General features: G+C 62.5%; 21 protein-coding genes and 2 tRNA genes. 16 read left to right on the top strand and 7 right to left on the bottom strand.

Going from position 1 to position 24,516, the window contains the following annotated elements; all coding sequences use genetic code 11:
• Positions 1 to 51 precede the first annotated feature (51 nt).
• The 4 genes from rpsP to trmD all read left to right on the top strand — a co-directional run bounded on the left by rpsP (position 52) and on the right by trmD (position 2,494).
• Positions 52 to 465, top strand: a complete 414-nt coding sequence (gene rpsP, locus ADJ95_RS00210) for a 30S ribosomal protein S16 (RefSeq protein ID WP_049331370.1) — start codon at positions 52 to 54, stop codon at positions 463 to 465.
• Between the two features lie 2 nt (positions 466 to 467).
• Entirely contained in the window at positions 468 to 713 is a 246-nt protein-coding gene (locus ADJ95_RS00205; protein ID WP_005505691.1) for an RNA-binding protein, read from the top strand.
• A 206-nt stretch (positions 714 to 919) separates the two neighbouring features.
• Positions 920 to 1,570: a ribosome maturation factor RimM gene (gene rimM, locus ADJ95_RS00200; RefSeq protein WP_049331366.1), complete on the top strand. Its 651-nt coding sequence runs from the start codon at positions 920 to 922 to the stop codon at positions 1,568 to 1,570.
• Between the two features lie 3 nt (positions 1,571 to 1,573).
• Complete coding sequence (trmD, locus tag ADJ95_RS00195; protein WP_049331365.1) at positions 1,574 to 2,494, top strand: tRNA (guanosine(37)-N1)-methyltransferase TrmD; 921 nt, start codon at positions 1,574 to 1,576, stop codon at positions 2,492 to 2,494.
• A 612-nt stretch (positions 2,495 to 3,106) separates the two neighbouring features.
• Here trmD and ADJ95_RS00190 read toward each other — a convergent pair.
• Complete coding sequence (locus ADJ95_RS00190) at positions 3,107 to 3,628, bottom strand: MmcQ/YjbR family DNA-binding protein (protein ID WP_239662736.1); 522 nt, start codon at positions 3,626 to 3,628, stop codon at positions 3,107 to 3,109.
• Between the two features lie 70 nt (positions 3,629 to 3,698).
• On the opposite strand from ADJ95_RS00190, the gene ettA reads away from it, so the two are divergent.
• Both ettA and ADJ95_RS00180 read left to right on the top strand, forming a co-directional pair.
• Positions 3,699 to 5,378: an energy-dependent translational throttle protein EttA gene (gene ettA, locus ADJ95_RS00185; RefSeq protein ID WP_049331362.1), complete on the top strand. Its 1,680-nt coding sequence runs from the start codon at positions 3,699 to 3,701 to the stop codon at positions 5,376 to 5,378.
• 247 nt (positions 5,379 to 5,625) lie between these two features.
• Entirely contained in the window at positions 5,626 to 6,201 is a 576-nt protein-coding gene (locus ADJ95_RS00180; protein WP_239662735.1) for an HdeD family acid-resistance protein, read from the top strand.
• A gap of 134 nt (positions 6,202 to 6,335) precedes the next feature.
• On the opposite strand, the gene ADJ95_RS00175 is transcribed toward ADJ95_RS00180, so the two are convergent.
• Complete coding sequence (locus tag ADJ95_RS00175) at positions 6,336 to 7,244, bottom strand: acyl-CoA thioesterase (protein ID WP_049331359.1); 909 nt, start codon at positions 7,242 to 7,244, stop codon at positions 6,336 to 6,338.
• Positions 7,245 to 7,372: 128 nt separating this feature from the next.
• Here ADJ95_RS00175 and ADJ95_RS00170 point away from each other — a divergent pair, with 128 nt between their 5' ends.
• The gene (locus ADJ95_RS00170; RefSeq protein WP_053088793.1) at positions 7,373 to 8,227 is read left to right on the top strand and encodes a hypothetical protein; all 855 of its coding nucleotides are present in this window, start codon (positions 7,373 to 7,375) and stop codon (positions 8,225 to 8,227) included.
• A gap of 297 nt (positions 8,228 to 8,524) precedes the next feature.
• Positions 8,525 to 9,127 carry a peptidase gene (locus tag ADJ95_RS00165; RefSeq protein WP_049331353.1) on the top strand — a complete coding sequence of 201 codons (603 nt, stop codon included), beginning with the start codon at positions 8,525 to 8,527 and terminating at the stop codon, positions 9,125 to 9,127.
• A 158-nt stretch (positions 9,128 to 9,285) separates the two neighbouring features.
• Here ADJ95_RS00165 and ADJ95_RS00160 read toward each other — a convergent pair whose 3' ends face one another.
• Positions 9,286 to 10,449 (bottom strand): SGNH/GDSL hydrolase family protein, encoded by a 1,164-nt coding sequence (locus ADJ95_RS00160; RefSeq protein ID WP_049331349.1) that lies wholly within the window; start codon positions 10,447 to 10,449, stop codon positions 9,286 to 9,288.
• 357 nt (positions 10,450 to 10,806) lie between these two features.
• Positions 10,807 to 13,356 carry an aminopeptidase N gene (gene pepN, locus ADJ95_RS00155; protein WP_049331347.1) on the bottom strand — a complete coding sequence of 850 codons (2,550 nt, stop codon included), beginning with the start codon at positions 13,354 to 13,356 and terminating at the stop codon, positions 10,807 to 10,809.
• 405 nt (positions 13,357 to 13,761) lie between these two features.
• Between pepN and ADJ95_RS00150 the strand changes: the two genes are divergently transcribed.
• Positions 13,762 to 14,253 carry a ribose-5-phosphate isomerase gene (locus ADJ95_RS00150; protein ID WP_049331344.1) on the top strand — a complete coding sequence of 164 codons (492 nt, stop codon included), beginning with the start codon at positions 13,762 to 13,764 and terminating at the stop codon, positions 14,251 to 14,253.
• A gap of 132 nt (positions 14,254 to 14,385) precedes the next feature.
• Positions 14,386 to 15,270 carry an Fpg/Nei family DNA glycosylase gene (locus ADJ95_RS00145; protein WP_049331342.1) on the top strand — a complete coding sequence of 295 codons (885 nt, stop codon included), beginning with the start codon at positions 14,386 to 14,388 and terminating at the stop codon, positions 15,268 to 15,270.
• Positions 15,271 to 15,625: 355 nt separating this feature from the next.
• Here the strand turns inward: ADJ95_RS00145 and ADJ95_RS00140 are convergent.
• Positions 15,626 to 15,696: transfer RNA gene (locus ADJ95_RS00140), tRNA-Gly, on the bottom strand.
• 175 nt (positions 15,697 to 15,871) lie between these two features.
• Here ADJ95_RS00140 and ADJ95_RS00135 point away from each other — a divergent pair.
• The 6 genes from ADJ95_RS00135 (at position 15,872) to ADJ95_RS00110 (ending at position 21,697) form a co-directional block, all read left to right on the top strand.
• A tRNA-Pro gene (locus tag ADJ95_RS00135) sits at positions 15,872 to 15,946 on the top strand.
• A 108-nt stretch (positions 15,947 to 16,054) separates the two neighbouring features.
• Complete coding sequence (gene tig, locus ADJ95_RS00130) at positions 16,055 to 17,356, top strand: trigger factor (protein ID WP_049331341.1); 1,302 nt, start codon at positions 16,055 to 16,057, stop codon at positions 17,354 to 17,356.
• Between the two features lie 344 nt (positions 17,357 to 17,700).
• Positions 17,701 to 18,354 (top strand): ATP-dependent Clp protease proteolytic subunit, encoded by a 654-nt coding sequence (locus ADJ95_RS00125; RefSeq protein WP_049331339.1) that lies wholly within the window; start codon positions 17,701 to 17,703, stop codon positions 18,352 to 18,354.
• A 5-nt stretch (positions 18,355 to 18,359) separates the two neighbouring features.
• A complete protein-coding gene (locus tag ADJ95_RS00120) occupies positions 18,360 to 19,049 on the top strand; it encodes an ATP-dependent Clp protease proteolytic subunit (RefSeq protein ID WP_080974895.1) in 690 nt (229 codons plus the stop codon).
• 489 nt (positions 19,050 to 19,538) lie between these two features.
• Positions 19,539 to 20,870, top strand: a complete 1,332-nt coding sequence (clpX, locus tag ADJ95_RS00115; protein ID WP_049331414.1) for an ATP-dependent Clp protease ATP-binding subunit ClpX — start codon at positions 19,539 to 19,541, stop codon at positions 20,868 to 20,870.
• A 185-nt stretch (positions 20,871 to 21,055) separates the two neighbouring features.
• Positions 21,056 to 21,697 (top strand): DsbA family oxidoreductase, encoded by a 642-nt coding sequence (locus ADJ95_RS00110; protein WP_049331336.1) that lies wholly within the window; start codon positions 21,056 to 21,058, stop codon positions 21,695 to 21,697.
• Positions 21,698 to 21,885: 188 nt separating this feature from the next.
• On the opposite strand, the gene ADJ95_RS00105 is transcribed toward ADJ95_RS00110, so the two are convergent.
• Complete coding sequence (locus ADJ95_RS00105; RefSeq protein WP_049331334.1) at positions 21,886 to 23,433, bottom strand: LssY C-terminal domain-containing protein; 1,548 nt, start codon at positions 23,431 to 23,433, stop codon at positions 21,886 to 21,888.
• 120 nt (positions 23,434 to 23,553) lie between these two features.
• The gene (locus ADJ95_RS00100) at positions 23,554 to 23,982 is read right to left on the bottom strand and encodes a hypothetical protein (protein WP_049331331.1); all 429 of its coding nucleotides are present in this window, start codon (positions 23,980 to 23,982) and stop codon (positions 23,554 to 23,556) included.
• Positions 23,983 to 24,516 lie beyond the last annotated feature (534 nt).

Raw genomic sequence — 24,516 nt, 5'->3', positions numbered from 1 at the left:
TGCTGAACCGCGTGCCTCGCACCAAATTATGAAACAGGAGTAACCACTAAAGTGGCTGTTAAGATTCGTCTCAAGCGTATGGGTAAGATCCGCGATCCTCGTTACCGCGTTGTGGTCGCTGATTCGCGCGTCAAGCGCGACGGTAAGACCATCGAGGAGATTGGTATTTACCACCCGACCGAGCACCCCTCGCGTATCGAGATCAACTCTGAGCGTGTTCAGTACTGGCTCTCCGTCGGTGCACAGCCGACCGAGCAGGTTCTGGCTCTGCTGAAGCTCTCGGGCGACTGGGCTGCATTCAAGGGCGAGAAGGCAGAGTCCAAGGTTCTGCCCGTCGAGGCTAAGGCTGAGTTCGTTGTTCCCGAGAAGGGTTCCGTGATCCTGCCCGAGGCTATCACCCCCAAGGCTGAAGAGGCTGCTGAGGAAGCAGCTCCCGAGGCTGAGGCTGAGGAAGCAGCTGAGTAATCATGTTGGCTGACGCACTCGAACACCTGGTTCGAGGGATTGTCGATCGTCCGGAGGACGTGAAGGTGCGCCTGCGCACCCAGCGTCACCGCGAGACCCTTGAGGTTCGCGTGCATCCGGATGACCTGGGCCGAGTTATCGGCAGGTCTGGTCGTACCGCCAAGAGCATCCGTCTGGTGATGGACGCTATTTCTGATGGCGAGCCGATGCGTATCGACATTATCGACACCGACAAGAAGCGACGCTAGCTCGTAACGTTTGAAGTGCCCCCGCTTCCGGATTTCCGGAGGCGGGGGCGTTCGCGTACCCGGACTCTGTTCGCGAGCGCTCACCCCGGTCGCCGAGGGGGGAGGAGCGAGGCGGCAGAATGCGCCCGTCCTAAGTGCCCGGTAGAATAGTGGGAGCCGTGCAGACGCGCGGCATAGGTTCGACTTGTACCCAGCGGAGGAAAATTATGCAGGTTGTGGTGGCTCGTATCGGTAAGCCGCACGGTATTCGCGGCGAGGTGACGGTTCAGCTTTTCACCGACGCCCCGCAGGAGCGTTTTGTCCGCGGTGAGGTGCTCGGTATCGAGAATTTCAAGCCCGGCTCTGCTGCCGCTTCGGTGGCCCCCGCCGGCGAGCTGACGGTTGCCGGTGCCCGCTGGAACAAGAAGATTCTGGTGGTCCGCTTTGACGAGGTGACCACCCGCAACCAGGCGGAGGAGCTGCGCGGCACCCGCCTGGTCTACGAGGTTCCCGAGGACGACGGCGAGGAAGAGGGCTTCTACGAGCAGGAGCTCGTGGACCTGCCCGTGTACCTGCTGGCGGATGTGCCCGAGGGTGAGAGCCCCGTGGATAACCCGGCCGTGGGCGAGCCGCTGGGCAAGGTGACCGGGCTGCAGACCATGCCGGTCCAGGACCTGCTGCTCATTAAGCTGGCTCGTTCGCCGCGCTTGGCCTCCGGCGCGGGCGAGGAAATCATGATTCCCTTCGTCGAGGAGATCGTGCCCGAGGTGGTTCCCTCCACCGAGGAGGAGCCCGGCTTCGTGCTGTTGACCCCTCCGGCGGGTCTGATTGACCTGGTTGAGGAAGCCGAACAGGCCACCGAACGGGCGGGGGAGTAGTCCGTGCGCTACGACGTGGTCACGATTTTCCCCGAGTACCTGGAACCGCTGAAGCTGTCCCTGCTGGGCAAGGCGCGCGAGAAGGGCCTGGTGGACCTGCACCTGCACGACCTGCGCGATTACACCTTTGACCGTCACCGCACTGTGGATGACACCCCGTACGGTGGTGGCGCGGGCATGGTCATGAAGCCCGAGCCGTGGGGCCTGGCCCTGGACGAGGTGCTGGCCGCCTCCCCGCTGCAGACTGCCACCGAAGACTCTGCTGAGGGTACCGACCCCGCCGCAGATACCCGCCCGCTGCTCATCGTTCCGTCCCCGGCGGGTGCCGTCTTCGACCAGGCGATGGCGTACGAGCTGGCGGAGGAGAAGCACATCGTCTTCGCCCCGGCGCGCTACGAGGGCATCGACGAGCGTGTGCTGGACTGGGCGCAGGAGGGTTTCCGCGTGATGCCTGTGTCCCTGGGCGACTACGTGCTCTACGGCGGTGAGGTCGCGGTCATGGCGATGATTGAGGCCATTACTCGACTGATTCCCGGCGCGATGGGCAACCCCGCCTCCCTCGAGGAGGAGTCGCACACGGGCGGTCTGCTGGAGTACCCTGTGTACACGAAGCCCGCCGTGTGGCGCGACCGCAAGGTGCCGGAGGTGCTGCTGTCGGGTAATCACGGCGCGATTGCGCGTTGGCGTCGTGACCGCCAAATTGAGCGAACCCTGGAGCGCCGCCCGGACCTGCTGGAGGCGTACCCGGTGGAGCAGTGGGATAAGAAGGACCGCCGCTTCCTGGCCGAGCGCGGGGTGCATTTTGCGAACCCCGCGAAGGCGGCTCAGAAGAAGACGAAGCAGCAGAAGGATGCCGCCGAGGCTGCCTCCTCGGAGCCTGCATCGTCTGAGGCTTCGGCTCCCGAAGCGGGCGCCGCATCCTAGCCCGGTTGCACGGAGTGCACCCGAGCGGTGGGTTTTTGCGGGCCGTCGGCACCCGGAGTGCGGAGGCGCTTATCGCGGTAAAAGCCCAGGTCAAGGCTTGATTGAGGGAATAATCAACGTATGACGCGAGAAAATCAACCGAGTTGATCTACGTTCAATGAAAGATTCCGTGAATCCTCAATCAAAATATGACACTTTAATGCAAAAAGGTTATGATTATCCCGAGAGCAGACTTCTCCCGTGCCGGTAGTGCGGGCGAAGCATGTAATCCCCACTCGGTCGAACTGCATGATTCGGCTGAGTTTCACCTCGGGGGTAGATGACGCCATCACGCGGGTGCATCCTCTGCATGGGATGCCCGGTCTGAGAACTTCATTCATCCCAGTGTTAATCAGTGGTGCATGGTATAAGCACCCCGCACTTTATGGGATGGGAGCTTGGTGGTTCGAGCGTTCATCGTGGTTGATGACCCTCCGTCGCGCGGGTAAAAGTACCTATGCTTACGGGTGAGCATCCAATGGTCCGGATTGGATGCCCACCCGTTCCGCTTTTTAAACCCTCCGCTCTACCCCGCCCGCGCGCGCCCGGTTGCCCAGCACGCGCCTCCGGCCGTCAGTGCTTTTCGGGTACGGGGCGCTCGCGAAATTCGATGGGCCGATTCGACTTGGGCAGTGAGTACATGACGCGCAGGTAGGCATCCTCCACAAGTTCGGCAAGCACCCGCTCGGTCACGCCCTCACCGGCACTCACCGAAATCCAGTGTCGCTTGTTCATATGCCAGGCCGGAATGATGGAGGGGTAGATGCGCTGCAGCACCTCCGATTCCTCGGGGTCGGTCTTCAGGTTCGCAATGGGGTAGCCGATGCCCTCGGTGTACATGGCGAACATCTTGCCGCCTACCCTGTACACCGTGTGTTCGGGCCCGAACGGCTGGTCGGAGGTTGCCAACGGCATGGCGAGCGCGAGGCGGTGCAGAACCGGCTGAAGGGACTCGGCGGTGAGCTCTCCACCTGCTCCGCCTGCTCCGGGGGCTCCGAAGGTTTCGGGCTCCCCGGGGACGGAATCCGTGACCCCCTCCGGGGTGCGAGCGGGGGAGCGGTCGATGCTCTCGGGGCGATACTGTCGGGTACTCATACTTTCGAGTCTAGTGCCCTTCGCCAAATCTCTCGTAACACCCGGCGAATCCACGCTAAAATAGGTAACTATGGCTGAATTTATTTATCAGATGATCAAGGCCCGCAAGACCGTGGGCGACAAGGTCATCCTTAACGACGTGACGATGTCGTTCTTCCCCGGCGCCAAGATCGGTATGGTTGGCCCGAACGGCGCGGGTAAGTCGACCATCCTCAAGATTATGGCTGGCCTCGACCAGCCCTCCAACGGCGAGGCACGCCTGACCCCCGGCTACACCGTGGGTATCCTGCTGCAGGAGCCGCCGCTGAACGAAGAGAAGACCGTTCTGGGCAACGTTGAGGAGGGCGTGGGCGAGATTAAGGCCAAACTCGACCGCTTCAACGAGATTTCCGCCCTCATGGCTGAGCCCGACGCCGACTTTGACGCCCTCATGGAGGAAATGGGTCAGCTGCAGGAGGCTATCGACGCCGCCAACGCGTGGGACCTGGACTCCCAGCTGGAGCAGGCTATGGAGGCGCTGCGCTGCCCGCCCGCCGACACGCCCGTCACCCACCTCTCCGGTGGTGAGCGCCGCCGCGTGGCGCTGTGCAAGCTGCTGCTGCAGAAGCCCGACCTGCTGCTGCTCGACGAGCCCACCAACCACCTGGACGCAGAGTCCGTGCTCTGGCTGGAGCAGCACCTGCAGTCCTACGAGGGCGCCGTCATCGCCGTGACCCACGACCGTTACTTCCTCGACCACGTGGCCGAGTGGATTGCAGAGGTCGACCGCGGTAACCTCTACCCCTACGAGGGTAACTACTCCACCTACCTGGAGAAGAAGCGCTCCCGCCTTGAGGTTCAGGGCAAGAAGGACGCCAAGCTCGCCAAGCGCCTGAGCGAGGAACTGGACTGGGTCCGCTCGAACTCGAAGGGCCGCCAGGCCAAGTCGAAGGCTCGTCTGGCCCGCTACGAGGAGATGGCTGCGGAGGCCGAGAAGACCCGCAAGCTTGACTTCGAAGAGATCCAGATTCCGCCGGGACCCCGCCTGGGTAACGTGGTTATCGAGGCTGAGAACCTGCAGAAGGGCTTCGACGGCCGTTCCCTGATTAACGGCCTGTCCTTCTCCCTGCCCCGTAACGGCATTGTCGGTGTGATTGGTCCTAACGGTGTGGGTAAGTCCACCCTGTTCAAGACCATCGTTGGCCTGGAGCCCCTGGACGGCGGCGAGCTGAAGGTCGGCGAGACCGTGAAGATCTCGTACGTTGACCAGAACCGCGCGAACATCGACCCGGAGAAGAGCCTCTGGGAGGTCGTCTCTGACGGTCTGGACTACATCCAGGTCGGCAACGTTGAAATGCCTTCGCGTGCGTACGTTTCCGCGTTCGGCTTCAAGGGCCCGGACCAGCAGAAGAAGGCCGGCGTGCTCTCCGGTGGTGAGCGCAACCGCCTGAACCTGGCGCTGACCCTCAAGCAGGGCGGTAACCTGCTGCTGCTCGACGAGCCCACTAACGACCTGGATGTTGAGACCCTCGCATCCCTGGAAAATGCGCTGCTGGAATTCCCCGGCTGCGCCGTGGTCGTCTCTCACGACCGTTGGTTCCTGGACCGCGTGGCAACCCACATCCTGGCGTGGGAGGGCACCGATGAGAACCCGGATCAGTGGTACTGGTTCGAGGGTAACTTCGAGTCCTACGAGAAGAACAAGATTGAGCGCCTCGGCCCCGAGGCCGCCAAGCCGCACCGCGTGGTGCACCGCAAGCTGACCCGATAGGGTTTGGTGGTGAGCCCCGCCTCCTGATGCTGTTATGACGCAGGAGGCGGGGCTTCGCTGTGTCTGCTGGGGAAGGGGTATAGTCCTGCTATCTCACGTGTTGTTCCGCTACGTGGTGGGTTATTCGTCGGTAGAAATAGTTCGCTCAGTGGCGACCGATATATCGTGGCGGATTTCATATTCACGGTTTATAATGGGTATGCACGTAAGTGCAACTGACACATGTGATTACGAAGAGAAGAGCATTATGCTTTCAAAATATAACTGGATGTCCTTGGTTACCGGTCTGTTGCTGATTGCAGCGGCAATCTACATGTTCGCCAATCCCGCTATTCCGCTGGTAGTTCTGGGTTATGTGTTCTCCATTTCGGTGTGGCTTGGTGGCGTGTTTGAACTGGTGCGTTACTTCGGCACGCCAAAGCAGGCACGTACCGGCTGGGACCTGGTTGACGGCATCTTGACCGTGGTGGCTGGCCTGATTCTGCTGACTGCCTCGGTGGGTGAACAGGCAACCTTCATCCCGACCATTGTGGGTGCGTGGATGATTATGTGGGCGCTGATTCGTCTGATGACTGCCCAGGCCATGAAATACCTGAGCTACGCCGCCGGACGCCACCTGCAGCTCTCTGCTATTGGTACCCTTATTCTGGGCTTGCTCGTGGTGCTGTTCCCGATGTTCTTCGGCGTGGCGGCAGTATGGATGGCAGCACTGGGTCTTCTGGTGACCGGTCTGGTATTCGTGGGTGACTTCTTTGTTTCCCGCCGCACCAAGAGCACCGTGCACATTTCCCCGGACGGTGTGATTGACGTCGAAGCCAAATAAGAGCTTCTTCGCCCCGTCTAGAACGTACACTAGAACATAAGAAAGACCGTGTGAGACAACCACCTCACACGGTCTTTCTGTATGCTCTGACGTTTTACGCTCTCGTAGCGCCGAAACTCTAGCGGTGCTCCGCTTTATCGATATTCCGGCAGACGGAACATCATTTCCTGCGCCACGGTCGCCACCAGCTCACCGGAACGATTGAAAATCGAACCCTGCGCGAGCATCCTGCCACCCTGGGCACTCGGGGAATCCAGCACGTACAGCAACCACTCGTCGGCGCGCGCCGAACGGTGGAACCACATCGCGTGATCCAGTGAGGCGCTCTTGAGGCCCGGCTCCAGCCAAAACTTGCCGTGACGGCGCAGAGCCGGCTCCAACGGCAGATAATCCGAAGCATAGGCGATAGCGGCGCGGTGCTCCGCCTCCGAGGCCTCAGAACCATCAGCGTGCACCAGGCGGTCAAAGGTCTTGAACCACACGCAGGCACGCGGCTCCGTCGAGGAGGAATCCGGCTGAGTGTACAGGGGCGCATCCACGTGGCGCATATCAATCGGGCGCTCCCACGCCACCGCCTGCGCAATCGGATGCGGCAACTCGCCCAGGTAGTCGCTGACCTTCGGCAGGGACTCGGGGTCCGGGACATCAGGCATGGTCACTGCGGTGTGCTCGGGGCCGCGGCTCTCAGCCTGGAAAGACATAATCGCCGAGAACATGGGTGCCTCATCCTGGAACACCTGCACGCGGCGGGTCGAGAAGGAGCGGCTATCGTTCAGGCGCTGCGTGGAGAAGAACAGCTCCCGTTCAATATCCCCGGGGCGCAGGAAGTACGCGTGGATGGAGTGCAGGGCCTTCCCCTCAACCGTACGGTCGGCGGCAATAATCGACTGGGCGAGCACCTGGCCGCCAAAGGTACGAGGCTGCTCGCGGGTGAGCGTCACGCCGCTGAGTACCTCATCGCTGCCGAAGGAGGCGGGCGCCGCCTCGACGGGGGAGAGGTCCAGCATCCGCATGAGGTTCTGAGTCACAGTGGGCTTAATCATGCTTTCATTTTCCCACGTTTTCAGAGGGGCCGAAGGTGGCGTAGAGTGGGAAGGCACACTCTGAGACGCGCGCGGCCTGCACCGACCGCCTCGGAGCGAAGAGATAGAGAATAACCCAAGGAGCTACGATGAGCACCCCGTCCGAGAAGAATCCCGCACCCGCCGCTGAAGACGGCACCCGCGCCCCCATCGAGCTCAAGTACAACCCCCACGAAGGCGTGGAGGAGCCCTACCTGATCCTACCCGGAGGCGCGCACGGCGCCGCCGTGGTGAAGGACCTGGCCACCTACATCTCCCGCGCTCTGGCCGTAAACCCGGATGCGGCGATCCGCCTGACCGCCCGCGGCCGCGTGCTGGCAGTCTTCGCCTGCTCCCTGGAGCCCGAGGACGCTTCCTCGACCGCACCCGTCATCATGGGGATGCGCGCCTTGCACCTCGCCGCCGAATCCGCCCTGGACATGACGGTCCGGGCCCAGGCCCTGCAGGAACGCCTGGCTCGGCTGCAGAAGCAGGCCGAACAGCAGGGAGCCGAGCAGCAGAGCGCCGAGGGGCAGCAGAACCCCGAGCTCGTGCTCTACATGCCCCCGGTGACCGTCAACGCCGGCTGGACCGGTAAGGCAACCCCCGTGCGCGGCTGGTCCGAGGTGGGCACCGTGCCGGTCGAGGAGTTTGCCCGAGCCACCGCCGAGGGCCTGGAGGCCGTGGACCGCGCCCTGCCCGAGAACCCGGGGGCTGCGGTTCTGACGACGGTACGCTCTCGCATCTGGTCCTCGCCCATGGTGCTGGAGTACCTGCCTGCCTTTGACGGCGTGCAGGTTCCCACCGGTGCCGCCTTTGCTCTGCGCGTGTACGGTTTCATCCCCGAGGGCTTTACCGGTGAGCTTCCCGTCTTCGCCGCCCGCGTGGGCTCGGACGAGTGGCTGCGCATCGTGGCACCGGCCGGCATGGTGCTGGTGCGCCGTGGCTCCGGTTCCCTGCTCTAGTTCCTCGCTCTAGGGCGCATAATCGTCGTATTCGGGCCCGTAGCGCCCGCTTCTGTCCTTCACCTCCCTCGCGGACCCCGGTCTGCAAGGGGGTGAGATGCGTCCAAAAAGCGATCAGCACGGCTTAATATATGACCGCTGACGAGACAAAACTTTACGGAAAGAGGTAATCTAGAAAGGCTACACCCACACCGGGGTGTGGCAAACGCACCGATAAACCAGCCACACCGCACGGGAATCTTCCGCCGCGCCGTCACCGGGCGCATCCTCCCGCGCGGGTTGAAAGTGAGACCCCTCATGGACCTGATTGCAGTCGATATTGACGGCACTCTTGCCAGCAACCGAGACCAGATGGACAAGTATCTGAGCGGTTTCTTCACCAGCTACCGCCGCTTTTTCAAGGCCATCCGCCACGCCACCGTGAACGTTGAGGTGGCCGATAGCGTACGCGATATGGCTGAACAGACCGGCGCTCAGATTGCCGTGATTACCGGCCGCGACGGCACCTACATGAAGGAACTGAACGAGTTCATCGCCCGCGCCGGCATCAACCCCAAGTACGTGATTGCCAAGCCCGGCCGCGACCAGTCCGACACCGCCGCCTGGAAGAGCTCCATCCTGGATTCCCTGGAGGCAGACGGCCACCGCATCATCCACGCCTTTGAAGATAACGAGCACGAGGTGTACCTGCGCCGAGGCATCCCCGTGACCTGGGTGGCCCCGATTCGCGACTACGTGGGTGAGTGGCATTACGAGCCCGTGGGCATTGACCCCGTCGCCTGGGCCGCCGAACAGCGTGAGAAGCAGGCCGCCCGCGAGCGCCAGCAGCGCCGCCTGGCCGACGGCGTGCGCGCCCACGAACGCGCCGAGGCACAGAAGGACCAGCGCCTGGCTGCGTAGACCTCCTCGGTTTATAGGTCTCGGCCATAACCCGGACGCATCGGAGGGCGGCTCCTGACGAGCCCTGCATGAACCCTCCCAATAATTGACCGTAGCGTGAGGCGCCGGAAAGATAGGTTCTTTCCGGCGCCTCATGCTATGCAAAAGAAGATGCGGGGTTAGGAAGCCAGCAACTCGCGTATCCGCGCGGCGAAGGGGGCCGCCATCTTGTACTGGGTTTCGTCCTTCAGGTGCAGGCCGTCGGCCATATCGCCCTCGGCCAGGTACAGGGTCAGCCAGTCCGAGGTGTCCATGAAGAGTACGCCGGTCTGCTGAGCCACGACCTTCGCCGCCTCGTTGGCCGTGTGACGCTTGTGGGCCTTCTGCGGATCGGGCGCGGCGGATTCGCTCATCGACACCACGCCGCCGAGCACAATCTTCGAGGAGGGGTACATGCGTTGCAGCTGCTGGATGACCCGTGTCTGGCGGTCCTGCGTCTGCTCCGTAGCCTTCGCCTCATCCTCGTCGACGTACATGTCGTTGCCGGACGCATCCAGATAAATCACGCCGGGGGCGCCGCCGGGCAGGGCCCAGACGCTCTCCATTACGCCCTGGTAGTAGGAGGGGCAGGCGCCGGGGCGGGAGGCCACGAAGCCAACGCCGCCGCACCGGAACATGTGGGAGGTGAAGCCCGCCTCGGAAAGGCCCAGGCCAACCCACGAGGTCGGCAGAACCTGCGAGTCACCGATGACGAGGGCGTCCTGCGCGCCCAGAGTCGTGGTGCTTCGGGGCACGTTCATCGCGGTGTCCCAGTAGAGTTCGGTCTTCTCGAAAGTCGTGTAGATGATTCCGTTCTCGGAGCGCCAGCCGGTCGGCAGCCCCTCGAGGCCGGCAAAATCGCTGTACTCGCGCTGCTTCCACCAGTGCGCGTAGACGCCGGAGTGCATGGCCACCGCGCCATGGGCTGCGGTATGCATGACCACGCCGCCCTGGTACTGCTGCACCGTGACGTCGGCGGCATCCTGGGAGGTGGTAAAGGGCTTCTGCGCCTCGCCCACCGGGTGCGCGCCCTCCGCCCCGAAGGCCTCCTGTGCGACCCGGTCCATCTGCTGCGCCACGGTTTCGGGGGTGAGTTCCGCCGAGGGGCTCTCGGTGGGGCTTGCCACCGGGTCCGTCGAGGCGACGACCGGGGATTCCGGGTTGAGCGCCTGGGCGGTGGCCGCGGATGCGTCGGGGGCGCTGGAGCCCTCGACGGCGTAGAGGCCGAGGGAACCTAATGCGAAGACGCCGAGGACGGCGCCTACCGTGGTGACGCGTTTGAAATGGGGCCGGGTAGAAGACATACCTACAGTGTACGGTAGGTTCAACCCCAAGTGGAGAGCTTTTCCGAGGGGTTTAAGCAAAAACACTGAAAAATATGCACCCGAGTGCCGATAATTTGTGTGCCCAGGTTCAGGCTCCCTCCGAATCCCTCCCTCCGGATTCGAACCCCTTCGGTCCCCGCCCCGTTTCCCCGCTCGGGTGCCGGGAGCCGACGCTCTCTCGGGCATATCTCGGGCACGGAAACACCCCCTCCGCCCCGGCATCGTGCGGATGCCTGGGGGGAGAGGGGGTGTCTCGGGTGCGGCGTGCACCGAGCGACTCGGGGAGCCGCTCACGCGCACCGCCGTGCCAACGGGTTGATGCCTAAAGCAACACGACTAGATATCGGCGGCCTGAACCTTCAGTGCACGAGCCACGCCGTCGCGCGCCTCCGCAATCTGACGGTACAGAGCCGCAGCATCCTCGGGCAGGGAAGCCAGGTACGCCTCGGTACGCTCCAGTAGCTCAGCGGTCGGCACGCTCGGGTACATGCCACCAATGATCTGCATCGAAATCTCGTGCGAACGCGAACGCCAAATGCCCTCAATCTGCTCGAAGTACGGCTCATCGTACTGGGCGATCAGCTCGGGTTTGCCGGACTTGAAACCGGAAATAGCGTAACGCTGAATCATGTTCGACAGCTCGCCGGTCACCATGATCTTGTTCCAGTACTCGGCCTTTGCCTCCGCAGTCGGAATCGACGCGTACGCCTGGGCGGCGTACTGCTGGCCGTTCGCGGTGTTGTCGTTCTCCAGCTCCTCGGCAATCTGCTCGGCGGAGAAACGGCCACCGGTTGCCAGGCGGCACACCAGGTTCCAGCGCAGGTCGGCGTCAATGTCCAGGCCCTCAAGGGTCAGTTCGCCCTCGAAGAGGCGCTGCACGTTGTCGTACTGCTCCTCGGTGCGGGTCTGGTTGATGAACGCCTGCAGCAGCTGCAGCTGAGCATCCGAGTCGGGCTCAGCGGCCTTGGCCAGCTCCCAGAGACGGTCAGCTGCACGGTGGCGGGTCTCCTCGCGAGCCTCAGGAGCCACGAAGGAGTGCAGGGTAACGGACAGGTTGTTAATCTGGGTGCGCAGAGCGGTGGAGTTGGTCTCCTTACCGATGTTGTTCAGCACCAGGTCAACGTACTTGCGGGCCGGCATCTGAGCGTCACGCACGGTGTCCCAGAGCGAACCCCAGACCACGCCGCGAGCCACGGAGGAATCGATGTCGCCCAGGTGCTTGATAGCGGTCTCGATGGAGCGCCCGTCCAGGCGAATCTTGGCGTAGGCCAGGTCCTCATCGTTCAGCAGCAGCAGGTCGGGGCGCTTCTTGCCGACAGCCTCCTCGACCACGGTCAGCTCGCCGTCGATGTCCAGCTCGATGCGGTCGGTGCGGGTCAGCTTGCCGTCCACCAGGTTGTAGAAACCAATCACGGCGCGGTGCGGGCGCAGGGTCTCGAAGCCCTCGGCGTAGGACTGGCGGATACCCAGGTTCGAAATGTTGCCCGCCTCGTCGTTCTCAACCTCAACGGCCAGGGTGTTTACGCCGGCGGTCTCAAGCCACTTGGCGCTCCACGCACGCACGTCGCGGCCGGAGGTGCGCTCCAGCTCCACCAGCAGGTCGTCCAGCACGGTGTTGCCCCAGCTGTGCTTATCGAAGTACACCTTCAGTGCGGCCATGAAGTTCTCCTGACCAACCCAAGCCACCATCTGACGCAGCACCGAGGCACCCTTTGCGTAGGTGATGCCGTCGAAGTTCACCTGAACGTCGGCGAGGTCGCGAATCTCGGCCACAATCGGGTGGGTCGAGGACAGCTGGTCCTGGCGGTAGGCCCAGGTCTTCTCCGAAGCGGAGAAGGTAGCCCACGCCTCCTTGGCATAGCGGGTGTTCTCCGCGGCGGCCAGGGTAGACATGAACTCCGCGAAGGACTCGTTCAGCCACAGGTCGTTCCACCATTTCATGGTGACCAGGTCGCCGAACCACATGTGGGCCAGCTCGTGCAGAACGGTGATGGCGCGGCGCTCACGCAGAGCCTCCGCAACCTTGGAGCGGAAGACGTAGGTCTCCAGGTAGGTCACGCAGCCCGCGTTCTCCATCGCGCCGGCGTTGAATTCGGGCACGAACAGCTGGTCGTACTTCTCGAAGGGGTAGGGGGTCTTGAACTGCTCCTCGTAGAACTCGAAGCCCTGGCGGGTCAGCTCAAACATGTCCTCGGCATCAACGAAGGGCATGAGGGACTTACGGGCGTACACGCCCAGCGGAATCACGCGACCCTCGGAGTTAGTCAGCTCGCTGGTGATCTTCTCGTAGGGGCCGGCCACGATTGCGGTGATGTACGAGGACATGCGCGGGGTCGGCTTGAAGTACCAGGTGTTGGCGCGGCCGCAACCGCAGTCCTTCGGCTCAACCTTCACCTCGGGCTGGTTCGACACAACCACCCAGTGCGAGGGTACGCGCACCTCAAACTCGAAGGTGGCCTTCAGATCGGGCTGCTCGAAGACGGGGAACACGCGGCGGGAGTCCGGCACCTCAAACTGGGAGTACAGGTAAATCTCGCCGTCGGCGGGGTCCACGAAGCGGTGCAGACCCTCACCGGTGTTGGTGTAGAACATCTCGGCTTCGATCTTCAGAACGTTCTCGGCGGCCAGGTTCGGCAGCTGGATGCGCTCGCCGTCAGCCAGGTCGGTGCTGAGCTCTTCGCCATTGAGGTTAATGGACTTGACCGAGGAGGTGATGGCGTCGATAAAGGTCGAGGCACCTTCCTGAGCGTCGAAACGGATTTCAACGTTCGAGGTGAAGACATCCTGATCGGTGCGCAGGTCGAGGAAGATATGGTAAGAGTGAACGCGCTTAATAATGGATGCGCGCTCAATCGCCTCATCGCGGGTTAGGTTTAGGCCGGGCATTGGATTCCCTCTCCATAGAAGTGACACGGCGGACGGTGGCGCGGCGTGCCGTCCTGACACGCCGACGCGGTGCCCGGGCGTGCGCATCCGCCGCGCCGTTGGACTCGCTCAATGCTGTCAGGGCTTGCCGGGGTTGCGTCTGAGCGCTGCGGGTGGTGTTTTCTCGCGGGCGCTACGCATCGGGACACCGCAAAGTGCCATATCCCACAGTTTACCGTATGCGGGCGGGGTGGGCGGGGCTCCCCATTACCCGAACCCGCGCGAATTCGCTACAGTTAGTAGGTACAGACTAAGAGAAACCCCGAACCGAATCGGGGGAAAACATCCCAATTGAGGATGCGAGGCGTGCCTCGACCCGGCCATTGCCGCCCCGAGCCGCACGCAACACCACACCAGGAGAGCACCATGCGCGTACACATCGCAACCGACCACGCAGGCCTCGAACTGAGCCACTACCTGATCGAGTCCCTCACCGCCGAGGGCTACGAGATGATTGACCACGGCCCCGCCGACTACGACCCGCTGGACGACTACCCCTCGTTCTGCATCAACGCCGCCCTGGGCGTGAAGCGCGACCGTGAGGCCGGCCTGGACTCTCTCGGCATCGTGCTGGGCGGCAGTGGTAACGGCGAACAGATGGCCGCCAACAAGGTGGAGGGCATCCGCGCGGCCCTGGCCTGGAACCACGACACTGCGGCCTTGGCCCGCGAGCACAACAACGCGCAGGTGGTAGCCGTGGGCGGCCGTCAGCACAGCAAGGAAGAAGCCCTGGAGATTATCAAGATCTTCCTGGTTACCCCCTGGACCAACGAGGAGCGTCACGCACGCCGCATCGGCCAGCTGGCCGAGTACGAGCAGACCGGCGCGATTGCCGGCAAGCAGATTGACGCCGCCTAAAGTTTTGAACGCCTTTGGTACATAGCGCAGGCTATGCGCCAAAGGCGTTTTCACGCCCCGTTTTTCACGACCCCCGATTTCTATCGGGCCCACCCGCACTATTTCTAGCCGACAAGTTTTCGAGGAGAACCCGTGCCCGAAGGCCACTCCATCCACCGTATCGCCCGCCAAATCAGTGACGTCTTCACCGGCGAGCGCGTGCGCGTCAGCTCCCCGCAGGGACGCTTCACCGATGGGGCGGCCCTGCTGGACGGGCACGTTATCGCCGGCGCCTACGCGCACGGCAAGCACCTGTTCGTGACCTTCGATAACGAGCTGACCCTGAACGTGCACCTGGGTATTTACGGTAACTGGACCTTCGGGGGCGACGAGACGTTCACGGGTGCTTCGAGCATCGGCGCGCCTCGCAAGATTGGTGAGAAGGAATACGCTGCGGGGGAGGAGCAGCCCTACGCCGGTCCTCCCGAACCGAAGAGCACCGTGCGTTGCCGCATCGTTTCGGAGCACGGCTGGGCCGACCTGGTTGGGCCCACCATTTGCCGCGTGCTCACCCCGGAGGAGGTGCGCACCGTCCGCTCCAAGTTGGGCCCGGACCCGCTCAACTCCGACGCCGACCCCGAACGCTTCTACCGCGCGGCCCGCAAGAGCGGACGCCCCATCGGCGTGATCCTCATGGACCAGGCCGCCATTTCGGGCGTGGGCAATATCTTCCGCGCCGAGTCGCTGTACCGCCAGGAAATTGACCCGCTGCGCCCCGGCAAGAGCCTGAGCGACGACGAGCTCAAGCGCCTCTGGGAAGACAACAAGCACCTGCTCGTCATTGGCGTGCGCGTGGGTCGCATCATCACCACCGAGCCCGAGGACCGCCCCGGTATTCCCGAAACTGAGGCCTGGCCCGAGCACGCGAACTACGTGTACAAGCACCAGGGCGAGGCGTGCCCGCGATGCGGCACCACCATCCGCATGGAAGAAATCGCCGGACGCAAGCTCTACTGGTGCCCCGGCTGCCAGGTGTAGGAAACGCCGGTTCTAAAAACTCAGCTGTAGAAAAAGAAAAGTGAGGAGCCCCCGAGAATCTTCTCGGGGGCTCCGAGCGCGCGAGGGAATGTATTTTCACCCGTAAGCGATTCCCGGAGATTAGTTCTCGAGGGATGACGGGCTGGAGTCTAAAAGTTTCGAAAGCTTTCGGAACTTTTAGACGTAAGCGATTCCCGGCAACCTTGAGCGGGATTTGTGGAGGGGATGACGAGCTGGAGCGTGCGGATTCCGAGCGCGCGAGGAAACAAATCCGCATGCGGAAGGGATTCCCGTCATCCCCTCGAGGGAAAAAGAAAAGGGCCTCGACGCGAAAGCGTCGAGACCCTAAACCTCGAGGGGATGACGGGAATCGAACCCGCGTAATCAGTTTGGAAGACTGAGGCTTTACCATTAAGCTACATCCCCGCATGGAACCTGACCATAGTATCGGTGTGGGGTGGAACCTGTCAAACCCGAGGCGTGAGAGTGTTGCTTGAACCCGCGCCCGCATCCGCTGTTCTGTTGGGCATTTAGCGGGAAAACAGGTAAACTAGGACATTGACTGTGTTAAACGCTCCGGTGTTTAACGCGGTTAGTTTCACGGGGCGTGGCGTAGCTTGGCTAACGCGCCTGCTTTGGGAGCAGGAGATCGCAGGTTCGAATCCTGTCGCCCCGACGTGAAACGGTTGCCGCGACGCTACAGGGTCGTGGCGCTCTTTCCACTAAGCAACAGCGGCACGCCCGAGACCCGTGCCGTACCGAACGATATGAGGAGATCACGGACGTGAAGACCGCCGTCGAGAAGCTCAACCCGACCCTCGCAAAGATTGAGGTCGAGGTTCCCTTCGTAGAATTCAAGCCCTACCTGGACCGCACCTACAAGAACCTGGCTGGCCAGATTAGCGTTCCCGGCTTCCGCAAGGGCAAGCTGCCCAAGCAGCTCATCGAGCAGCGCGCGGGCTTCGACTACATCGTTGAGGCATCCCTGAACGACGCCCTGAACGACTACTACGCACAGGCACTGGGCGAGAACGACCTCTCCCCCCTGGCACAGCCCGAGCTGGACGTTCAGTCCCAGCCCACCACCGAGGACCGCGAAGCTGACATCAAGCTGACCATCACCGTGACCGTCCGCCCCGAGATCGAGCTGCCCAACTACGAGGGCATCGAGGTTGAGGTGGACGAGGTTGAGGTGACCCCCGAGGACGAGGTTCAGGCACTGGACGCTCTGCGCGAGCGCTTCGGCACCCTGAAGACCGTCGAGCGCCCCGCCGCCGACAAGGACTTCGTGACCATCGACATCGCCGCAGAGATCGACGGCGAGCAGGTGGACGCAGCTAACGACCTGTCCTACCAGATCGGTTCCGGCACCATGCTCGAGGGCATCGACGAGGCCCTGACCGGCCTGTCCGCTGGCGAGGACGCAACTTTCGAGACCAAGCTCTCCGGCGGCGAGCACGCCGGCGAGGAAGCCGTCATCAAGGTCAAGCTGACCGCCGTCAAGGAGCGCGAGCTGCCCGAGGCTGACGACGAGTTCGCACAGCTGGCTTCCGAGTTCGACACCATCGAAGAGCTGAAGGAAGACATCAAGAAGCAGGTTGCCGAGGCTAAGGTTGCCGAGCAGGGCACCCAGGCACGCGACAAGGTCCTGACCAAGCTCGTTGAGCTGGTCGAGGTCCCCGTCCCCGAGAAGGTCATCGAGGATCAGCTGGAGCAGCACTTCAACGCTCCCAACGCTGAGCCCGGCCACGACACCGAGGAGCACCGCGCCGAGGTTCGCGAGAACACCGAGACCGCCTTCAAGAACGAGATGGTTCTGGACGCCCTCGCCGACGCTCTGGAAGTGACCGTCGACCAGGCCGAGATGATTAACTACATCATCACCATGAGCTCTCAGTACGGTATGGATCCGAACCAGTTCGCACAGATGCTGGACGGTTCCGGCCAGGCTGGCGCACTGGTCGGCGAGGTTCGCCGTTCCAAGGCTCTGGCTGAGGTCCTGAAGACCGCAGTGGTCAAGGACTCCAAGGGCAACACCGTTGACCTGTCCAAGTTCCTGGGCCAGGGTGAAGAGGCAGCTGCCTAATCCCTCCCACGAATAGCTTGCGCGTGGCGCTTGCGGGGTAGCCTCCGTGGGCGCGTTGGCGCGCATATCGCATCGCCTCGGCGGGTGCTCACCGGTTTCGGTGGGTGCCCGCCGAGGCGTTTCTGCGCCTGCCCCGCAATCGTGTGCTTCCCGCGAGCGGCCTCGGGGCGGGCCGGTTACCGTCCCGGCAGGTGTGAGCTTCACCCCCTGGCGAACGGGCGACGCGCGGGGAGCGGGGGAGAGGCAACTATCGGTAAGGTAGTAGCAACGAAACTTTTCGCGTGCGCTTCGGCGCGCACTGTGCGCAAAGATGCCGCGAAGTCCCTAAGAGAAGAAGAGGAAGAATGTCCAGCTACATGCCTCTGCCCATCGGCGCCTCCCAGGCGGCCGGCGTGGCGCCCTCGCCGTCGATGGCAACCCCCATCGTTGGCGCCCAGGAAGATTACGTGTACAACAGCCTCCTGAAGGAGCGCATCATCTGGCTCGGCTCCGAGGTGCGCGACTCGAACGCTAACCTCATCTGCTCGCAGATGCTGCTGCTCTCGGCGGAGGACCCCGAGGCGGACATCTACCTGTACATCAACTCGCCCGGCGGCTCCGTGACCGCCGGTATGGCAATCTACGACACCATGCAGCTCATCCCGAACGACGTGGTGACCGTGGTGACCGGTATGGCGGCCTCCATGGGTCAGTTCCTGCTCACCGCGGGCACCATCGGCAAGCGCTACGCAACCCCGAACGCCCGCATCCTGATGCACCAGCCCCTCGGCGGCATCGGCGGTACCGCATCCGACATTCGCACCCAGGCCGAGTTGATTCTGGACATGAAGAAGCGCCTGGCGGAGATTACCGCGGAGCGCACCGGTAAGAGCCTGGAAACCATCCTGAAGGACAACGACCGCGATAACTGGTTCAACGCGGAAGAAGGCCTGGAATACGGCTTCTTCGATCACATTGCCACCACCGCCGGTAAGCTGCCCGAGTCGAAGAACGCATAAGGGAGATGCACATGAACTACCTGCCGAACGATATCACCACCTCGGCGCCGGCTATGCCGAGCAACCGCTACGTGCTCCCCAGCTTCGAGGAGCGCACCCCCTACGGCTACAAGCGTCAGGACCCGTACGCCAAGCTGTTCGAGGACCGCATCATCTTCCTGGGCACCCAGGTGGACGACGCCTCTGCAGACGACATCATGGCTCAGCTGCTCGTGCTGGAGGCACAGGACCCCGAGCGTGACATCACCCTGTACATCAACTCGCCCGGCGGTTCCTTCACCGCGATGACCGCCATCTACGACACCATGCAGTTCATCCGCCCCGAGATTCAGACCGTGTGCCTGGGCCAGGCGGCTTCGGCTGCGGCCGTGCTACTGGCTGCCGGCACCCCCGGCAAGCGTCTGGCACTGCCGAACGCTCGCGTGCTGATTCACCAGCCGGCCCTGAGCGGCCAGCAGGGTGGTCAGGCCTCCGACATCGAGATTCACGCGAACGAGGTTATGCGTATGCGCGAGTGGACCGCCCAGACCCTGGCACTGCACTCGGGCAAGACCTACGAGGAAGTTGACCGCTCCATCGAGCGTGACAACATTCTGACCGCCGCCGATGCGCTGGAGTACGGCCTGGTCGACAAGGTCCTGGAGTCTCGTAAGCTGCGCAAGCCCGCGACCAACACCGCTATTTCCCACACCTAAGCCGCCACCGGGCTCGATGGCTCGCCAAACGAGTATCGGGCGCGATGAACGGTAACCGCTGTGAGAGAGGGACGGAACGGTTCCCGAAACCCTAGCGCCGTGCAGGCGTGGGGGTTCGGGCGCCGTTCCGTCCCTTAGCTTTATGCGACGCATTATGACGGATGCCGCAACGTAACACGGGGATGCTTTTAAGCCGTTGAGCGGCTCCTCTAGTCCCGCCGAAACCCCCGCGCAACGGGGTCGGTCAAGGAACGCCCCTAAACGTCATATTTGACCCGGTTCGTCATATGGGTACCGACTATCTTCTTCGGGGGTCGTAATTCTGAGTTCCGGGGTGAACTCCGGTAGCCTAGAGAGGTAGAGATCATCTCTCACCGTGAAAGAGCGCCCGGCCCCTCCGCACGCCGCTCCGAGAGACGACCACACGAATGAAAGGGGATTCTCGTGGCAACAGACATTACTTTGCCCCCCGAGCCGCCCAACGCCAGCATGCGGTGCTCCTTCTGCAAGAAGACGCGCGCACAAGTATTCAAGATTGTGCTCGGGCCGAATGTCTCCATCTGCGATGAATGTGTGGAGCTCTGCGAAGAGATCCTGGCCGACGAGCGTCTGAAGGCAAACGCTCCGGTGGCCCCCGCATCCCCCAAGCAACTAGCCACCCCGCGCGAGATCTATAGCCACCTCAACGATTACGTCATCGGTCAGGACGCCGCGAAGCGCACCCTGGCGGTGGCGGTGTACAACCACTACAAGCGTATTCACGACCTGGACAACCCGGTGCTGACCTCCCGCACGCTCTCGGCGACGGCGGGGGAGCAGGTGGAGCTGGGCAAGTCCAATATTCTGATGCTCGGCCCGACCGGCTGCGGCAAAACCTACCTGGCCTCCACCCTGGCGAAGAAGCTGGATGTGCCCTTCGCCCTGGTCGACGCAACCACCCTCACCGAGGCCGGTTACGTGGGTGACGATGTGGAGAATATTCTGCTGCGCCTCATCAACGCCGCCGACGGTGACGTGGCGAAGGCTCAGCGCGGCATCATCTACATCGACGAGATTGACAAGATTGCTCGCAAGGGTGGCGAGAACCTCTCCATCACCCGCGACGTGTCCGGTGAGGGCGTGCAGCAGGCGCTGCTGAAGATTATTGAGGGCACCGTGGCGACCGTACCGCCGGAGGGCGGACGCAAGCACCCGGCCCACGCGAATATTGAGATCGATACCTCCAATATTCTCTTCATCGTGGCCGGCGCCTTCGACAATATTGACGACCGCATCGCGGCCCGCGTGGGTGCCGGCGGCATCGGTTTCGGCGCCGACCTGGGCGGTACGGTGAGGGACCCGCTCGAGCAGATTATGCCCGAGGACCTGGCCCACTACGGCATCATCCCCGAGCTGATTGGCCGCCTGCCGGTCATCTCGACCCTGAGCGAGCTCAACGAAGAGGAGCTGGCTCGAGTGCTGACCGAACCGAAGAACGCACTGCTCAAGCAGTACCGTCACCTCTTCGCCCTGGACGGCGTGGAACTGATTATTGACGATGCGGCAATCGCAGCTATTGCCCGCCTTGCCGCCGAGCGCGGCACCGGTGCCCGCGGCCTGCGCTCCATGATGGAGCAGATCCTGCAACCGGTCATGTTCGAGATTCCGGACCGCACCGACGTGGTATCCATCGTCATCGGTGAGGACACCGTACTCAACGGCGCGGAGCCCCGTTACGTGCTGCAGGCCCCCGATCCGGGAACCGAGACCACCCGCACCGCAAAGGGCGAGGCGAAGACCGCCTCCCTGAAGGCCGCGAAGGCCGGGCGCAAGGTGGCCTAATCGAATACTTCCGGCCGAAGAGGCCAGGGAATAAAGAAGCCGTCGCCCCGGTTATACGGGGTGACGGCTCACTAGCAGGTGCCGCACTTAGAGACCGCGGGCTTGGCTGGTGCAGATATCAAAGGTGAATACAGGGTGCCGGGCCGCACGGGCGGTACGCGCATCCGTACAAGAGAGGAACACCCATGGCTGAGAACGCCCCCGCACAGGTTGATTTCTGGTTCGATCCGATTTGCCCCTGGTGCTGGATTACCTCCCGCTGGATTGGCGAGGTGCAGAAGGTCCGCAATATTGAGGTGACCTGGCGTCCCTTCTCCCTGTCCATGCACAACCAGGGCCGCGACCTGCCCGCCGACTACCAGGCAGCGATGGACCGGTCCTGGGCGCCGACCCGCCTCATTACCGCTGTGCGCGAGCTGCACGGCAACGAGGTCATCAAGCCCCTCTACGACGCTCTGGGCGAGCAGATTCACCACAACAAGAACAAGGCTGATTCCTACCGTGACGCAATCGTCAAGGCGCTGGAGGAGGTCAACCTGCCCGCAGAGCTGGCGGATGTGGCCTTCACCGACAAGTACGACGAGCAGATGCGCGCTTCCCTGGACCTCGCCCTGAAGACCGTGGGTGGCACCGACATCGGTGTTCCGCTGATTTCTATTAATGGCACCGCCTTCTTCGGCCCGGTGATCTCCCCAAGCCCCGCCGGTGAAGAGGCGGGTAAGCTCTTCGACGGCGCCCTGGCGCTGGCTTCCTACCCCGGCTTCTTCGAGCTGAAGCGCCCCCGCACCGTGGGCCCGATTTTCCACGGCGAGGACGGCGAAGCCTAAACACAGCGGGAACTGAGGCTCGAAACTCCGAGGCTCGAAACGCCGGGGACTGAAGCCCCAAGACTCGAAAACCCCGAGTTCGGCAGAGCCCCTCGGCGATAGAGCCTCAACAGAGCATAAAAGTACCGCCCGGTCACACTGACCGGGCGGTACTTTCTGTCTAACGGTGCCGAATTGCCGGATGCGGGTCAGACTTGGCGGCTTCGGTTTTCAGAAGCCGTCTTTCGTGCTTTCTGCGCCTTGCGCTGAGCCCTGCGCTCCAGAACCTTCGGGTGCGTCGCGCGCTGCACAATCTTCGTGTCGCGCATGTGGAAGGTGCGGGTCGCGGTGTACTGGACCGCCTCGTCCGAGGTGAACGCCAACATTGCGAACACCGCAACGCCCAGCTGGAAGAAAATCGTGGACAGCAGCAGGGAGTGGTGCCCCCACAGCACGCCGCCGGTAATCGCCGCGAAGTTCAATGCCGTCAACAGCAGAGCCAATCGACGAGCCTTCGACGAGCCGCGCAGCGTGCTCCACAGCAGGAAGAGGTGGACCGCAGAATAGACGGCTACGAAGCCCACCAACACCGCGCTGGTGATGGTCAGCAGCACGTCGCTATCCACCTGATCGAATAGGCTCAGCAAATCAAGATCGTCGCCGGATCCTTCCTCCAGGAGCTTGGCACGCAGAGCCGGGCGGCTGAGCGCCAGAATGACGCTGTTGATAATGTCTGCGAGGGTCACGGCGATGAGCATACCCGAACCGACCAGCAGACTCAGCGGCATGCGGTACGCCAGGTCGTGCGCGCTGGAGAGGTGAATTTCTTCCTGCTCCTGCGGCTCCAGTCCTTCATTGTTCAGCACGATGACCGGGAGCGCGCCGTCCGTGCGGATCGCGTCGCCACCGCCGTTACGGGCGTGGTAGCCGGAGGAGAAATCGTGCAGAATCTCAACGTGAGTTTCCGGGTGAGCGTACTGAATGGACTCCACAATGTAGTCGCGTTCAAAGTCGGTTTCACCGTCAATGCGGTGTGTGACCTGCAGAGTGAAGAAGCTGAAACCCACACCGGAGTCGTAGGTGCCCGCCGCTAACCAATCCACCTGGTGACCGCCAGGCAGAAGCCAGCCGTCAGGGGTTTTCCAGAAGCGCACGTGGTGGCGTTTCTCGGGGTTGCCGTCCACTTCCTTCTGGTAGGCGAAAGCCTGCGTCTTGCCAAAAATTTTCAGCGGGGAGACGGGCGCCTCCGCGTAGGAACGGCGGGTGATGGTGGAGATAATAATCTTCCACGAGGAGACGAGGGTGACGTTCTCAGCGCGGGTCCAGCCGGCGTCCTGCATGACCTGATGAATCTGCTCCTCGGTACCAATCAGACCGATATTGACCGGGTCACCGAGCCGACCGTCCGGGGTACGGGTGCGCCCAATAAAGTAGTCGGGCACGTATATGCGGGTCATGATCGCATGAAAACGCGGTAGCGTCAGGTACGCGGTGACTGCCCAGAAAATGAAGGCAATGGGGAAACCCCAGAAAGAATGGCCAACCGTATTCGCCAGAATCATGAAGGTCAGCACGACGGAGGCCACACCGGCAAAGATGAAGAAGAGAGTGTCCCAGAAATCGACCCACAAGCTGCGTGGGACGAGGTTTTGCGCCGTGCCGCGCGCGTCAATATCACCACGGTAGACCGGTGGCGAGGTAACTGGGGGAGCGACATCGCTACGTATAGGCCGCAGGACGCGTTTTTGGTGGGACATTCCCGCCCTTTCTGTGCGCTGAACTGGTGCCAGAAAACTATACCAAAAGCTCGTTGCTCGGGAGCCCCGGTCGCGGAAGGCCCACGGAGGAGAATGGCCCGAGGTCTTTTCCGGGGGGGGCTAGTTGAGGGGGAAGCCGTCCTGCACAATTGCCCGGTCTGCGGCAATGGTGGTCTCGTGGTGCAGCATGTCTCGACCCTCACGCATGAGGCGCACCCACTTGCGGGTTAGCTCCTCCAGCTCGGCGGCGCTCAGGGAGCCGGAGGCGATACTGGCCTCATCAGCGGCGGCGGAGTAGGTGATGTGTTCGTGCCAGAGCTCATAGACCTCATTGGTGTAAGAATCGTGGAGCGTCTGAGCGTGTTCGCGCGCCTGGCGGATGTATTCGCCGATGACGGAGAGGTAGTGCTGGAGCTGGTCCTGGCTCGGGGTGTCGGTTGAGGGGGCGTCAGCCGTTACCGGGGTGGGAGAGCTCTGCCTCGCGGGTGAGGGGGCGGAGTAGTTCGCCTGCCTCGCAGGGGTGTGTTCTGATGCTGAATGGGGAATCATGAGCGGTCGTACGCGCCAGCCATGGCGCGCGGGTAGGGTCGGGATGCGACATCGCACCCCGGCGGTGGGTAGTGGTGTGGCTGGTCGGCTTATTGGCTCGTACCGGTGGCGTGCGCTCGCTGAAGTGAAGTGAATTGAGGGGAACCCTCGCAAACCATCATACAAAAAAGTGACCGTCAATCTAATAAGGTTGATTAGCGGTTGGGGGACCCAAAAAATATGCACACAAACGCAATAATCTGCAATGAGAGGGTTTCAACCCCACATAATAGGGAGGGGAGAAGGGCTATCTGGGAGATAAATCCCCAGGTCCAGGGGATTCGGCGGGGGATTCGGGGGTGTTATAACTGAGGCGCACGGAGCCGGAAGGCCTGCATTGCGAGTGGTCGTTGAGAACGAGATTTTATGCATGAAAAAATAACAAATTTCCTTTCGGCTGAAAGAAAAGAATAGAGCAATAGGGGCTCCGCTGGCATCGGTGCCCACCGGAGTTGCACGGAGTGTAGATAAGCGAGGCGGGGAGGTACCGAAATT

The sequence above is a fragment of the Rothia mucilaginosa genome, from assembly GCF_001061665.1.
Taxonomy (GTDB): Bacteria; Actinomycetota; Actinomycetes; order Actinomycetales; family Micrococcaceae; genus Rothia; species Rothia mucilaginosa_A.
This window is presented reverse-complemented; position numbering and strand designations above follow the sequence as displayed.

Bases quoted from the DNA above. Each gene is read 5' to 3' on its own strand.
- ADJ95_RS00205 (WP_005505691.1), top strand. From the start codon at position 468: ATGTTGGCTGACGCACTCGAACACCTGGTTCGAGGGATTGTCGATCGT.
- rimM (WP_049331366.1), top strand. From the start codon at position 920: ATGCAGGTTGTGGTGGCTCGTATCGGTAAGCCGCACGGTATTCGCGGC.
- ADJ95_RS00190 (WP_239662736.1), bottom strand. From the start codon at position 3,628: ATGAGTACCCGACAGTATCGCCCCGAGAGCATCGACCGCTCCCCCGCT.
- ettA (WP_049331362.1), top strand. From the start codon at position 3,699: ATGGCTGAATTTATTTATCAGATGATCAAGGCCCGCAAGACCGTGGGC.
- ADJ95_RS00180 (WP_239662735.1), top strand. From the start codon at position 5,626: ATGCTTTCAAAATATAACTGGATGTCCTTGGTTACCGGTCTGTTGCTG.
- ADJ95_RS00175 (WP_049331359.1), bottom strand. From the start codon at position 7,244: ATGATTAAGCCCACTGTGACTCAGAACCTCATGCGGATGCTGGACCTC.
- ADJ95_RS00170 (WP_053088793.1), top strand. From the start codon at position 7,373: ATGAGCACCCCGTCCGAGAAGAATCCCGCACCCGCCGCTGAAGACGGC.
- ADJ95_RS00165 (WP_049331353.1), top strand. From the start codon at position 8,525: ATGGACCTGATTGCAGTCGATATTGACGGCACTCTTGCCAGCAACCGA.
- ADJ95_RS00160 (WP_049331349.1), bottom strand. From the start codon at position 10,449: ATGTCTTCTACCCGGCCCCATTTCAAACGCGTCACCACGGTAGGCGCC.
- pepN (WP_049331347.1), bottom strand. From the start codon at position 13,356: ATGCCCGGCCTAAACCTAACCCGCGATGAGGCGATTGAGCGCGCATCC.
- ADJ95_RS00150 (WP_049331344.1), top strand. From the start codon at position 13,762: ATGCGCGTACACATCGCAACCGACCACGCAGGCCTCGAACTGAGCCAC.
- ADJ95_RS00125 (WP_049331339.1), top strand. From the start codon at position 17,701: ATGTCCAGCTACATGCCTCTGCCCATCGGCGCCTCCCAGGCGGCCGGC.
- ADJ95_RS00120 (WP_080974895.1), top strand. From the start codon at position 18,360: ATGCACATGAACTACCTGCCGAACGATATCACCACCTCGGCGCCGGCT.
- clpX (WP_049331414.1), top strand. From the start codon at position 19,539: ATGCGGTGCTCCTTCTGCAAGAAGACGCGCGCACAAGTATTCAAGATT.
- ADJ95_RS00110 (WP_049331336.1), top strand. From the start codon at position 21,056: ATGGCTGAGAACGCCCCCGCACAGGTTGATTTCTGGTTCGATCCGATT.
- ADJ95_RS00105 (WP_049331334.1), bottom strand. From the start codon at position 23,433: ATGTCCCACCAAAAACGCGTCCTGCGGCCTATACGTAGCGATGTCGCT.
- ADJ95_RS00100 (WP_049331331.1), bottom strand. From the start codon at position 23,982: ATGATTCCCCATTCAGCATCAGAACACACCCCTGCGAGGCAGGCGAAC.